At 56.4% G+C, this 13,731-nt stretch carries 10 protein-coding genes; 8 read left to right on the forward strand and 2 right to left on the reverse strand.

The window, feature by feature from the left end:
* Nucleotides 1–17 precede the first annotated feature (17 nt).
* On the forward strand, nt 18–911 hold the full coding sequence (locus tag SK47_RS06955; protein ID WP_048243716.1) for a YcbJ family phosphotransferase: 894 nt from the start codon (nt 18–20) through the stop codon (nt 909–911).
* Here the strand turns inward: SK47_RS06955 and elyC are convergent.
* A complete protein-coding gene (gene elyC / locus SK47_RS06960; protein ID WP_048243718.1) occupies nt 888–1,667 on the reverse strand; it encodes an envelope biogenesis factor ElyC in 780 nt (259 codons plus the stop codon). The genes SK47_RS06955 and elyC overlap by 24 nt on opposite strands.
* A 120-nt stretch (nt 1,668–1,787) precedes the next feature.
* Here elyC and cmoM point away from each other — a divergent pair, with 120 nt between their 5' ends.
* The 7 genes from cmoM to SK47_RS06995 all read left to right on the forward strand — a co-directional run bounded on the left by cmoM (nt 1,788) and on the right by SK47_RS06995 (nt 12,424).
* Entirely contained in the window at nt 1,788–2,567 is a 780-nt protein-coding gene (gene cmoM, locus SK47_RS06965; RefSeq protein WP_003858212.1) for a tRNA uridine 5-oxyacetic acid(34) methyltransferase CmoM, read from the forward strand.
* Between the two features lie 3 nt (nt 2,568–2,570).
* Nucleotides 2,571–3,893 (forward strand): chromosome partition protein MukF, encoded by a 1,323-nt coding sequence (gene mukF, locus SK47_RS06970; RefSeq protein ID WP_003858210.1) that lies wholly within the window; start codon nt 2,571–2,573, stop codon nt 3,891–3,893.
* On the forward strand, nt 3,874–4,578 hold the full coding sequence (gene mukE, locus SK47_RS06975; RefSeq protein WP_003858208.1) for a chromosome partition protein MukE: 705 nt from the start codon (nt 3,874–3,876) through the stop codon (nt 4,576–4,578). Before mukF ends, mukE begins: the two co-directional genes overlap by 20 nt.
* Nucleotides 4,578–9,026, forward strand: coding sequence for a chromosome partition protein MukB (gene mukB, locus SK47_RS06980; RefSeq protein ID WP_003858206.1), 4,449 nt, complete (start codon nt 4,578–4,580; stop codon nt 9,024–9,026). Before mukE ends, mukB begins: the two co-directional genes overlap by 1 nt.
* Nucleotides 9,027–9,205: 179 nt before the next feature.
* Nucleotides 9,206–11,029 carry a L,D-transpeptidase gene (gene ldtD / locus SK47_RS06985; protein WP_003858203.1) on the forward strand — a complete coding sequence of 608 codons (1,824 nt, stop codon included), beginning with the start codon at nt 9,206–9,208 and terminating at the stop codon, nt 11,027–11,029.
* A 175-nt stretch (nt 11,030–11,204) separates the two neighbouring features.
* Nucleotides 11,205–11,756 carry a YcbK family protein gene (locus SK47_RS06990; RefSeq protein WP_003858202.1) on the forward strand — a complete coding sequence of 184 codons (552 nt, stop codon included), beginning with the start codon at nt 11,205–11,207 and terminating at the stop codon, nt 11,754–11,756.
* A gap of 20 nt (nt 11,757–11,776) precedes the next feature.
* Nucleotides 11,777–12,424, forward strand: coding sequence for an MBL fold metallo-hydrolase (locus SK47_RS06995; RefSeq protein WP_022650729.1), 648 nt, complete (start codon nt 11,777–11,779; stop codon nt 12,422–12,424).
* A gap of 54 nt (nt 12,425–12,478) precedes the next feature.
* Here the strand turns inward: SK47_RS06995 and SK47_RS07000 are convergent, their stop codons facing one another.
* Entirely contained in the window at nt 12,479–13,669 is a 1,191-nt protein-coding gene (locus SK47_RS07000) for an amino acid aminotransferase (RefSeq protein ID WP_003858198.1), read from the reverse strand.
* Nucleotides 13,670–13,731 lie beyond the last annotated feature (62 nt).

A 13,731-nucleotide genomic window follows, 5' to 3' on the forward strand; every position in this document is an offset into this window, starting at 1 on the left:
AATGGGGGTAATCTCATATGGAACAGCTGCGTGCTGAACTCAGCCATCTCCTTGGCGAAAAGCTAAGCCGGGTGGAATGCGTGAATGAAAAGGCCGATACCGCACTCTGGTCGTTGTATGACAGTCAGGGAAACCCCATGCCGCTGATGGCCAGAAGTTTTACCTCGCCGGGCGTCGCCAGACAGCTGGCCTGGAAAATGTCGATGCTGGCGCGGGAAGGGACTGTCCGTATGCCGATGGTCTACGGCGTGATGACCCATGAGGAGCATCCCGGCCCGGATGTTCTGCTTATCGAGCGTTTACGCGGGGTTTCTGTTGAAGCCCCGACGCGTACACCGGAGCGCTGGGAACAGCTGAAAGATCAGATTGTCGAGGCTCTGCTTGCCTGGCATCGGCAGGACAGCCGGGGTCTTGTTGGCGCGGTAGACAGCACCCAGGAAAACCTGTGGCCGCTGTGGTATCGCCAGCGTGTCGAAGTGCTGTGGGGCACGCTGAACCAGTTCAACAACACCGGCTTAACGATGCAGGATAAACGTATTCTGTTCCGCACCCGGGAATGTCTGCCGACGCTGTTTGAGGGTTTTAACGACAACTGCGTGCTGGTTCACGGCAACTTCACGCTACGCAGTATGCTTAAAGACTCGCGCAGCGACCAACTGCTGGCGATGGTCGGGCCGGGGATCATGCTCTGGGCGCCGCGCGAGTACGAACTGTTCAGGCTGAGCGAGGGCGGGGCGGCGGAAGATTTGCTCTGGCACTATCTCCAGCGCGCCCCCGTTGCGGAGGCCTTTCTCTGGCGACGCTGGCTCTATCTTCTCTGGGATGAGGTGGCGCAACTGGTCAACACCGGGCGCTTTAATCGGGCCAGTTTCGATCTGGCCGCAAAATTACTCCTGCCCTGGCTTGCCTGACGAACCCTTAAGCCACTGCCACAAGCGGCCAAGCGTCTCGTAGCCGACGCGGTCGCTGTGCATCAGCCATACCGGGGACGGGATTATCCGTTCCCACGGATTGAGCGGGGCGTCAATGGCCAGCTGGTTTGCCGGAGCAGGAAGCGGATGCAGGCCCTGCTTCTCAAAGAAGATTATTGCGCGCGGCAGGTGTGAAGCAGAGGTCACCAGCAGGAACGGTACATCACCGATGGCCTGTTTCACCGCCGCCGCCTCTTCTTCGGTATCTTTTGGGCTATCCAGCGTGATGATGGCGGAACGCGGTACGCCAAGCGATTCAGCCACTCTTGCTCCTGCTTCAGCGGTACTGACCGGGTTGGTTTTTGCCGCAGCGCCCGTGAAGATCATCTTCGATCCAGGATTGGCCAGCCACAGGCGGATCCCCTCGTTCAGGCGCGGCAGGCTGTTGTTGATCAGGTTCGAGCTGGGCGCCCAGTTCGGATCCCAGGTATACCCGCCGCCCAGCACCACGATATAGCCCACCTTCTGATTTCCCTGCCACGTCGGGTAGGTGTTTTCAATCGGACGTAATAAACCGTCAGCGACCGGTTGCAGGCTGAGTAACAGCAGCGCCAGCCAGCCCACGGTAACAAGGGATTTACCGCTTTTCTGAAAGCGGCTAAACCATATCATTGCCAGCCCCAGCGCGATGAGAAGCAACAGCAGGGGAAGGGGAAGCATCATGCCTCCGATATATTTTTTTAGGGTAAAAAGCATCCTTTTTGGTTCCTTTTTTAACCATACAGCAGGCGATTGTCGGTGATATTACACCAGAGTGGTTCATTCTCCGCGCGGGTGTGACAAAATAGCGGTTTTGCAGTGAGTGGAACCCTCCCAATGCGGGATCGCAATTTTGATGACATCGCGGAAAAGTTTTCGCGCAACATTTATGGCACCACCAAAGGTCAGCTTCGTCAGACGATCCTCTGGCAGGATCTGGACAAGCTGCTGGCTGAATTCGGTGACCGACCGTTGCGCGTGCTGGATGCCGGCGGTGGGGAAGGTCAGACTGCAATTCTGATGGCGCAGCGGGGACATCACGTCACGCTTTGCGATCTTTCTGCCGAGATGGTTGCGCGCGCCGGGCGAGCGGCAGAAGAGAAAGGTGTGAGCGACAACATGCATTTTATACATTGCGCCGCTCAGGACATTCCGCAGCATTTGGAAACGCAGGTTGATCTGATATTGTTTCATGCTGTGCTCGAATGGATCGCCGAACCCCAGGCGATGTTAAAAACGCTGTGGTCGATGTTGCGCCCGGGCGGTGCGTTATCGCTGATGTTTTACAATGCCAACGGCCTGCTAATGCGAAACGTGCTGGTCGGCAATTTTGGCTACGTACAGCAGGGCATGTATAAAAAGAAACGACGCACGCTTTCACCGGATTTCCCCCGTGAACCGCAGCAGGTCTATGGCTGGCTGGAGGAGATCGGTTGGGAAATTACCGGCAAAACCGGCGTGAGGGTGTTTCATGATTATCTGCGTGATAAACAAAAACAGGATGACTGTTTAGACGCCTTAACAGAAATAGAGACGCGGTACTGCCGCCAGGAGCCTTATCTGAGCCTTGGCCGCTATATACACGTCACCGCGCGCAAGCCGCAGATGCAAGGATAATCTATGAGTGAATTTTCCCAGACAGTCCCCGAACTGGTTGCCTGGGCCAGGAAAAACGATTTCTCCATCTCGCTGCCGGTAGACAGACTCTCATTCCTGCTGGCGGTTGCGACGCTAAACGGCGAACGCCTGGATGGCGAAATGAGTGAAGGCGAACTGGTGGATGCGTTCCGCCACGTCAGTGATGCGTTTGAGCAAACCAGCGAAACCATTAGCGTGCGTGCCAACAACGCAATCAATGATATGGTGCGTCAACGTCTGCTGAACCGCTTTACCAGCGAGCAGGCGGAAGGAAACGCCATCTATCGTCTTACGCCACTGGGCATTGGCATTACCGACTATTACATCCGCCAGCGCGAATTTTCCACGCTGCGTCTCTCCATGCAGCTCTCTATTGTTGCAGGTGAGCTGAAGCGTGCCGCCGACGCGGCTGATGAAAACGGTGACGAATTCCACTGGCATCGCAACGTTTACGCGCCGCTGAAATACTCGGTCGCCGAGATTTTCGACAGTATCGATCTGACTCAACGTCTGATGGACGAACAGCAGCAGCAGGTGAAAGACGATATCGCTCAACTGCTTAATAAAGACTGGCGTGCGGCTATCTCCAGCTGTGAACTCTTGCTGTCAGAAACGTCCGGTACGCTGCGTGAGTTGCAGGATACGCTGGAGGCGGCGGGGGATAAGCTACAGGCCAATCTGCTGCGCATCCAGGACGCGACAATGGCGCACGACGATCTGCATTTTATCGACCGTCTGGTGTTTGATTTGCAGAGCAAGCTTGACCGCATTATCAGCTGGGGCCAGCAGTCAATCGACCTGTGGATCGGTTACGACCGCCACGTGCATAAATTTATCCGTACCGCCATCGATATGGATAAGAATCGCGTCTTTGCTCAACGTCTGCGCCAGTCGGTACAGACCTATTTCGATGCGCCGTGGGCGCTGACCCACGCCAACGCCGATCGTCTGCTGGATATGCGCGACGAAGAGATGGCGCTGCGCGATGAAGAGGTCACCGGTGAACTGCCGCCGGATCTGGAATACGAAGAATTTAACGAAATTCGCGAGCAGCTTGCGGCGATGATCGAAGAACAGCTCGCTGTCTACAAAACCAGACAAGCACCGCTGGATCTTGGCCTCGTGGTACGCGACTATCTGGCGCAGTATCCGCGCGCGCGCCACTTCGATGTTGCCCGCATTGTTGTAGACCAGGCGGTGCGCCTGGGCATCGCACAAGCCGATTTCACCGGACTGCCGCCGAAGTGGCAGCCGATTAACGATTACGGAGCCAAGGTACAGGCGCATGTCATTGACAAATATTGAACAAGTGATGCCAGTTAAGCTGGCACAGGCGCTGGCGAATCCGTTGTTTCCGGCGCTGGACAGCCAGCTGCGTGCCGGTCGTCACATTGGCCTTGACGAGCTGGATAATCACGCCTTTTTGATGGACTTTCAGGAGTACCTGGAAGAGTTTTACGCTCGCTATAACGTTGAGCTGATCCGCGCGCCGGAAGGGTTTTTCTACCTGCGTCCGCGCTCTACCACGCTTATTCCGCGCTCGGTGCTTTCCGAACTGGATATGATGGTCGGCAAAATTCTCTGCTACCTCTATCTCAGCCCGGAACGTCTGGCGAATGAAGGGATCTTCACCCAGCAGGAGCTTTACGATGAGCTGCTGTCGCTGGCGGATGAAAGCAAGCTGCTCAAGCTGGTGAATAACCGCTCAACGGGGTCCGATCTGGACCGTCAGAAATTACAGGAAAAAGTTCGCTCATCCCTTAACCGTCTACGCCGTCTGGGAATGGTCTGGTTCATGGGTCACGACAGCAGCAAGTTCCGCATCACCGAATCGGTCTTCCGTTTTGGCGCCGACGTGCGTGCGGGTGATGATGCGCGTGAAGCGCAGCTGCGCATGATCCGTGACGGTGAAGCGATGCCGGTGGAAAACCATTTGCAGCTCAATGACGAGCACGAAGAGAATCAGCCGGATAGCGGGGAGGAAGAGTAATGATTGAACGCGGTAAATTTCGCTCACTGACGCTGATTAACTGGAACGGCTTCTTTGCCCGAACCTTCGATCTGGATGAGCTGGTGACAACGCTCTCCGGCGGTAACGGGGCGGGTAAATCCACCACCATGGCGGCCTTCGTGACGGCGCTGATACCTGACCTGACCCTGCTGCACTTCCGTAACACCACTGAAGCGGGCGCCACGAGCGGCTCTCGTGATAAAGGTCTGCACGGTAAGCTGAAAGCGGGCGTTTGTTATTCAGTGCTGGACGTGATCAACTCCCGCCATCAGCGCGTGGTTGTAGGCGTGCGTCTGCAACAGGTTGCCGGCCGCGACCGTAAAGTAGATATCAAACCGTTTGCGATCCAGGGGCTGCCTACCTCCGTACAGCCAACCGCGCTGCTGACGGAAACCCTGAATGAACGTCAGGCGCGCGTCCTGACGCTCCAGGAGCTGAAAGACAAGCTGGAAGCCATCGAAGGCGTACAGTTTAAGCAGTTTAATTCCATTACCGACTACCACTCTCTGATGTTCGATCTCGGCGTGGTAGCCCGTCGTCTGCGCAGCGCGTCAGATCGTAGTAAATACTACCGTCTGATTGAAGCCTCCCTGTACGGCGGTATCTCCAGCGCCATTACCCGCTCCCTGCGCGACTACCTGTTGCCGGAAAACAGCGGCGTGCGTAAGGCCTTCCAGGATATGGAAGCCGCGCTGCGTGAAAACCGCATGACGCTGGAAGCGATTCGCGTTACGCAGTCTGACCGGGACCTGTTTAAACACCTGATCAGCGAAGCCACCAACTACGTGGCGGCGGACTATATGCGCCACGCCAACGAGCGCCGTATTCATCTCGATCAGGCGCTGGAGTATCGCCGCGAGCTGTTTACCTCCCGCAAACAGCTGGTGGCCGAGCAGTATAAGCATGTCGAAATGGCGCGCGAACTGGGCGAGCACAATGGTGCGGAAGGGGATCTGGAAGCCGATTACCAGGCGGCCAGCGATCATCTGAATCTGGTGCAGACCGCGCTGCGTCAGCAGGAAAAAATCGAGCGCTACGAAGCCGATCTTGATGAGCTGCAAATTCGTCTTGAAGAGCAAAATGAAGTGGTGGCCGAAGCTGCCGAATTGCAGGAAGAGAACGAAGCCCGCGCGGAAGCCGCCGAGCTGGAAGTGGATGAGCTGAAAAGCCAGCTCGCTGACTACCAACAGGCGCTGGACGTGCAGCAGACGCGTGCGATTCAGTACAACCAGGCGTTGCAGGCGTTGCAGCGTGCCAAAGAGCTGTGCCATCTGCCGGACCTGACCCCGGAAAGCGCTGACGAATGGCTGGATACCTTCCAGGCCAAAGAGCAGGAAGCTACTGAGAAACTGCTTTCTCTCGATCAGAAAATGAGCGTGGCGCAAACGGCGCATAGCCAGTTTGAGCAGGCGTACCAGCTGGTGGTGGCGATTAACGGTCCGCTGGCGCGTAACGAAGCGTGGGACGTTGCCCGTGAGCTGCTGCGCGACGGCGTCAATCAACGCCATCTGGCCGAACAGGTGCAGCCGCTGCGCATGCGCCTGAACGAGCTGGAACAGCGTCTGCGTGAACAGCAGGAAGCCGAGCGTCTGCTGGCGGAATTCTGCAAGCGTCAGGGTAAAAATTACGATTTCGACGAGCTTGAGGCCCTGCATCAGGAACTGGAAGCGCGTATTGCGGCCCTGTCCGATACCGTATCGAATGCCAGCGAACAGCGCATGACGCTGCGCCAGGAGCTGGAACAGCTTCAGTCCCGTTCGAAGACGCTCTTGCAGCGTGCGCCGATCTGGCTGGCCGCACAAAGCAGCCTGAACCAACTCAGCGAGCAGTGTGGCCAGGAGTTTGCGTCCAGCCAGGACGTCACCGAATACATGCAACAGCTGCTGGAGCGCGAGCGCGAAGCGATTGTTGAGCGTGACGAAGTGGGCGCGCGCAAGCGTGACGTCGATGAGGAGATCGAGCGTTTAAGCCAGCCAGGCGGCTCAGAAGATCCGCGTCTGAATGCCTTAGCCGAGCGTTTCGGCGGCGTGCTGTTGTCTGAAATTTACGACGATGTTGGTCTGGACGATGCGCCGTACTTCTCCGCGCTGTACGGTCCATCCCGTAACGCGATTGTGGTGCCGGATCTGTCGCTGATTTCTGACCAGCTTGCAGGGCTGGAAGACTGCCCGGAAGATCTCTACCTCATCGAAGGAGATCCGCAGTCGTTTGATGACAGCGTATTCAGCGTTGACGAGCTGGAAAAAGCGGTGGTGGTGAAAATCGCCGATCGCCAGTGGCGCTATTCGCGCTTCCCGGAACTGCCGCTGTTTGGCCGCGCCGCGCGTGAAAGCCGCATTGAAAGCCTGCATGCCGAGCGCGAAACGCTTTCTGAACGTTTTGCGACCCTGTCGTTTGATGTACAAAAAACGCAGCGTCTGCATCAGGCGTTCAGCCGCTTTATCGGCAGCCATCTGGGCGTGGCCTTTGAGCCCGATCCGGAAGCCGAAATTCGCAAGCTCAACACCCGCCGCGGTGAGCTGGAGCGTGCGCTGGCTAGCCATGAAAATGACAACCAGCAGAGCCGCGTCCAGTTCGAGCAGGCGAAAGAGGGCGTTGCGGCGCTTAACCGCATTCTGCCGCGTCTGAACCTGCTGGCGGACGATACGCTCGCCGACCGCGTGGATGAAATTCAGGAACGACTGGACGAGGCGCAGGAAGCCGCGCGCTTTGTGCAGCAGCACGGCAATCAGCTGGCGAAGCTGGAGCCGATGGTTTCCGTTCTCCAGAGCGACCCGGAACAGTTTGAACAGTTAAAAGAGGATTACGCCTGGTCACAGCAGGTGCAGCGCGAAGCGCGTCAGCAGGCGTTTGCCCTGACGGAAGTGGTGCAACGTCGCGCGCACTTCGGCTACTCCGATTCAGCAGAAATGCTGAGCGGGAACAGCGATCTTAATGAAAAGCTGCGCCAGCGCCTTGAGCAGGCGGAAGCGGAACGTACGCGCGCGCGCGAAGCGATGCGTACTCACGCCGCACAGCTGAGCCAGTACAGTCAGGTGATGGCGTCGTTGAAAAGCTCCTTCGACACCAAGAAAGAGCTGTTAAACGACCTGCATAAAGAGTTGCAGGACATTGGCGTGCGCGCCGACAGCGGTGCAGAAGAGCGGGCACGTATTCGCCGCGATGAGCTGCATGCTCAGCTCAGCAACAACCGTGCGCGTCGTAATCAGCTGGAAAAAGCGCTGACCTTCTGTGAAGCGGAGATGGACAACCTGACGCGTCGCCTGCGCAAGCTGGAACGTGACTATCACGAGATGCGCGAGCAGGTTGTGACCGCGAAGGCGGGCTGGTGCGCGGTGATGCGCATGGTGAAAGACAACAACGTGGAGCGTCGTCTGCACCGCCGCGAGCTGGCGTATCTGTCGGCCGATGAACTGCGTTCTATGTCGGATAAGGCGCTGGGCGCGCTGCGTCTGGCGGTGGCGGATAACGAACACCTGCGCGACGTGCTGCGCATGTCCGAAGATCCGAAGCGTCCTGAGCGCAAAATCCAGTTCTTCGTGGCGGTGTATCAGCACTTGCGCGAGCGTATCCGTCAGGACATCATCCGTACCGACGATCCGGTTGAAGCGATCGAACAGATGGAGATCGAGCTGGGCCGTCTGACGGAAGAGCTGACCTCCCGCGAGCAAAAGCTGGCAATCAGCTCCCGCAGCGTGGCGAATATTATTCGTAAAACCATTCAGCGCGAGCAGAACCGTATCCGTCAGCTGAACCAGGGCCTGCAAAGCGTGTCGTTTGGCCAGGTCAACAGCGTGAGGCTGAACGTGAACGTGCGTGAGGCGCACTCCACGCTGCTGGACGTGTTGTCTGAACAGCATGAGCAGCACCAGGATCTGTTCAACAGTAACCGCCTGACCTTCTCCGAAGCGCTGGCGAAGCTGTATCAGCGTCTGAATCCGCAGATTGACATGGGCCAGCGTACGCCGCAAACCATCGGCGAGGAGCTGCTGGACTACCGCAACTATCTGGAAATGGAAGTTGAGGTTAACCGTGGCTCAGACGGCTGGCTGCGCGCGGAATCCGGTGCGCTCTCTACCGGTGAAGCCATCGGTACCGGTATGTCGATTCTGGTGATGGTGGTGCAGAGCTGGGAAGATGAAGCGCGTCGTCTGCGCGGCAAAGACATCTCTCCATGTCGTCTGCTGTTCCTCGATGAAGCCGCGCGTCTCGACGCCCGCTCCATCGCCACGCTGTTTGAGCTTTGCGAGCGACTCGATATGCAGCTCATCATCGCGGCGCCGGAAAACATCAGTCCGGAAAAAGGGACAACCTATAAGCTGGTGCGTAAGGTGTTCCAGAACAGTGAACACGTGCACGTCGTGGGCCTGCGTGGTTTCGCCCCGCAGCCACCGGAGTCATTACCGGGCACGGCTGACGCCTCTTAACCTGGGGTGCGACAAATAGCGGCGCTCATGCGCCGCTTTTTTTATTCACTTAACTTGTGTTCAGGGCTGCGTTATCTTTAAACTTCTTTACATAAGGCAAGGCAGCAGCGTGTATGCCTTTCTATACTGAAGGAAAGCTCCAGAATACTGGGCATGTCGTGAAAAACAGGGGGCAAGGGATGTTGCTTAAGAAGAATCGTGGTCGTCAGCTGTCTGCGCTGAGTTTGTGCCTGACAGTGATGTTTGCTCCACTGTTTACCGCTCAGGCCGATGAGCCTGAAATTGTACCGACTGACAGCTCCGCGACGATGGGCGCGCAGCCGACGTCGCTGTCACAACCGCTGGATCAGTCTCCGGCGACGGCCATCATGGCCGGCATTAAACCACTGCCGGAAGGCATCGATACTGGATCATTACGTCAGCAGCTTATGACCGGGCTGCCCTCGGGCTATACTCCCGCTTATATTAACCAGCTCACGCTGCTTTACGCTGCGCGCGATATGAAACCGATGTGGGAAAATCGCGAGGCGGTACGTGCCTTCCAGCAGCAGCTGGCTGAAGTGGCGATTGCAGGTTTTCAGCCGCAGTTCACGACCTGGGTTGAACTCCTGACCGATCCTGCCGTGACCGGACAAGCGCGTGACGTGGTGCTGTCTGATGCCATGATGGGCTACTTACAATTTGTTGCGGGGATTTCGGTGAACGGCAACCGCTGGTTATACAGCAGTAAGCCGTACAAGCTGGCGACGCCTGCGCTGTCCGTCATTAACCAGTGGCAGCTGTCGCTGGATAACGGCGAACTGCCGCGCTTTATCGCAAGCCTTGCGCCTGCCCATCCGCAGTATGCCACGATGCATCAGTCGCTTCTTGAGCTGGTTGCGGATTCCCGCCCGTGGCCTCAGCTGCGCGGCACCACAACGCTGCGTCCGGGGCAGTGGAGTAGCGATGTGCCTGCGATCCGCGAAATTATGAAACGCTCCGGCATTCTCGACAGCGGCCCTAAAATTGCGCTGCCCGGTGACGAGACGCAAAATGCGGTCGTCAGCCCGTCGGCGCCGGTAAAAGAGAAAACCGCCGTTGCGTTGAGCAATAAGCCCGCCGCTTACGATCGCGAGCTGGTCGCCGCAGTGAAGCAGTTCCAGGCCGCGCAGGGGCTGGGCGCTGACGGCGTGATTGGTCCATCTACTCGCGACTGGCTGAACGTCTCTCCGGCCCAGCGGGCTGGAGTGCTGGCGTTGAATATCCAGCGCTTGCGCTTGCTGCCGGGCACGTTATCCACCGGCATTATGGTCAACATTCCGGCGTACTCCCTGGTCTACTATCAGGACGGTAGTGAAGTGCTGGCGTCCCGCGTGATTGTCGGCCGACCTGACCGTAAAACGCCAATGATGAGCAGCGCGCTGAATAACGTGGTGGTTAACCCGCCGTGGAACGTGCCGCCGACGCTGGCGCGCAAAGATATTCTGCCTAAGGTCTGGAATGACCCGGGTTATCTGGAGCGACATAACTATACGGTGATGCGTGGCTGGAACAGCAAAGAAGCGATTGACCCCTGGATGGTGGACTGGTCAACGATTACGCCTTCGAACCTGCCGTTCCGTTTCCAGCAGGCACCGGGCGCACATAACTCGCTGGGACGTTACAAATTCAATATGCCAAGTTCGGACGCAATCTATCTGCATGATACCCCGAACCATAATTTGTTCCAGAAAGACGCACGCGCGCTCAGCTCGGGCTGTGTCCGCGTGAACAAGGCCTCTGAGCTGGCAAATATGCTGTTGCAGGATGCAGGCTGGAACGATACGCGGATATCAGATGCGCTGAAGCAGGGAGATACGCGTTACGTCAATATCCGCCACAATATTCCGGTCAATCTTTACTATCTGACGGCGTTTGTAGGGGCAGACGGACGTACCCAGTATCGTACAGATATTTACAATTATGATCTGACAGCGCGATCCGGCGCACAAATTTTGCCAAAAGCGGAACAATTAATCAGGTAAATGAAGTAGTTCGGTAAAAATGATTGTCGTAAGTTATGGTGAATATGAGGCGATCTGGCTGCAAGCCGCGTATTTACTGGGGTTGGGCGCCTTGACGTAACAGGTTTTGCCAGTTATGGTGCCCTTCGTGCGCTAAGCATATTGACAATTTCTTTTACCTGTAGACCTGATTATCATGGACAAATTTGACGCTAATCGCCGCAAATTGCTGGCGTTAGGTGGCGTTGCGCTGGGCGCAGCAGCCATCCTTCCGACGCCAGCATTTGCCACCCTCTCGACACCTCGTCCGCGTATTTTAACGCTCAACAATCTGCATACTGGTGAGACGCTTAAAGCGGAATTTTTCGATGGCAGAGGCTATATTCAGGATGAATTAGCAAGACTCAACCATTTTTTCCGTGATTTCCGCGCGAATAAAATCAAAGCCATCGACCCTGGATTATTCGATCAGCTTTACCGCTTGCAGGGACTGCTGGGGACCAAAAGGCCGGTGCAGCTCATCTCTGGCTATCGCTCTCTGGATACCAACAATGAACTGCGTGCTCACAGCCGTGGGGTAGCGAAAAAAAGCTATCACACCAAAGGGCAGGCGATGGATTTCCATATTGAGGGCGTTTCGTTAGCCAATATTCGCAAAGCGGCGTTATCTATGCGCGCAGGTGGTGTAGGATACTACCCACGTAGCAACTTTGTGCATATTGATACCGGGCCGGTTCGGCACTGGTAATAACGAAACACAGGAGCAGTATGAACTATCGTATTATTCCGGTTACCGCGTTCTCACAGAACTGTTCATTGATCTGGTGTGAACAAACTAAACTGGCCGCGCTTGTTGATCCCGGTGGCGACGCTGAGACAATCAAGCAGGAAGTCGCTGCCAGCGGTGTAACGCTGATGCAGATTTTACTCACCCATGGCCATCTCGACCATGTGGGTGCAGCGGCTGAACTGGCTGAATACTACGGTGTGCCGATTATCGGCCCGGAAAAAGAAGATGAGTTCTGGCTACAGGGATTACCTGCTCAAAGCCGTATGTTTGGCCTGGAAGACTGTCAGCCACTGACACCGGACCGCTGGCTGAACGAAGACGATCGCGTTAACGTAGGGAATGTAACTTTACAGGTGTTGCATTGCCCCGGACATACGCCCGGCCATATTGTCTTCTTTGATGACGTGTCGCGTCTGCTGATTTCCGGTGACGTGATTTTCAAAGGGGGCGTAGGACGCAGTGATTTCCCACGCGGCGATCACGGTCAGCTGATTCAGTCGATTAAGCAGAAGTTATTACCGTTAGGTGATGATGTGACGTTTATCCCTGGACACGGACCAATGTCAACGCTGGGGGATGAGCGGTTGCATAACCCGTTCCTTCAGGATGAAATGCCTGTCTGGTAAACCCGGTAAAATAAAAAAGCCTGCACGATGCAGGCTTTTTTTTAGGGATGCAGGTTACAGCACCGCGACAATGGCTTCGCACAGCGGCGCCATGTTGTCAGGCGTCATACCTGCAACGTTCACGCGGCCAGATGCAACGGCATACACGCCAAACTCTTCACGCAGGCGCAGCACCTGCTCTTTGGTCAAGCCGCTGAAGGAGAACATGCCGTTCTGCTTGATGATGAAGCTGAAGTCACGGTCAGCGCCTTTCTCAGCCAGCGTGTTCACAAACAGCAGACGCATGCGCTGAATGCGCTGACGCATATCGTTCAGCTCTTGCTCCCAGATGGCGCGCAGCGCATCGTTGCTCAGGATCGTCGCGACCACAGACGCACCGTGTGCCGGTGGGTTGGAGTAGTTAGCGCGGATCACGGACTTCATCTGGCTGAATGCGCGATCGACGGTTGCTTCGTCAGCAGCCACCAGCGTACAGGCGCCGACACGCTCGTTATACAGACCAAAGTTCTTGGAATAGGAGCTTGCGACTATCAACTCTTGATGCACGGCGGCGAATGCGCGCAGACCTTCTGCATCTTCTTCCAGACCACGGGCAAAGCCCTGGTAAGCGAAGTCAAACAGCGGCAGCCAGCCTTTTTCAACGGACAGCTTAGCCAGCTGTTCCCACTGCTCAAGCGTAGGATCGATACCGGTTGGGTTATGGCAGCAGCCGTGGAACAGCACCACATCGCCCGCCTGGGCTTCGCTCAGGCTGGCCAGCAGGCCGTCGAAATCCAGCGCGTGGCTGGCTGCGTCGTAGTAGGCGTATTCACGCACTTCCAGACCCGCAGAATTAAACACGCTCTTATGGTTCGGCCAGCTTGGATTGCTTACCCACACACGCTTCACAGAAGTGTTTTTCGCCAGGAAATCTGCCGCCACGCGCAGTGCGCCGGTACCGCCTGGGGTCTGCGCCGTGCGGGCGCGTTTTTCGCTCACAATGGTGCTGCCTTTGCCGAACAGCAGCTCCTGGGTGCAGCGACCAAATTCAGGGATACCATCAATACCGAGGTAGTTTTTGGTGGTTTCGTTTTCCAGCAGATACTGCTCAGCTTTTTTGACGCTGGTCAGTACCGGAGTTTTGCCGGTTTCATCTTTATATACACCAATACCCAGGTTGATTTTGCCAGGGCGGTCGTCGGCGCGAAACAGATCGGCCAGGCCCAGAATTGGGTCGGCAGGAGCGGCAGTAATGTTCTCAAACATGACGAAGTTCCATTGTGATTACAGAAGTGAAATCCGCTATCAGGTTAACGGTAGATTTACAA

The organism is Enterobacter sp. BWH52, from assembly GCF_001037565.1.
Taxonomy (GTDB): Bacteria; Pseudomonadota; Gammaproteobacteria; order Enterobacterales; family Enterobacteriaceae; genus Enterobacter; species Enterobacter hormaechei_C.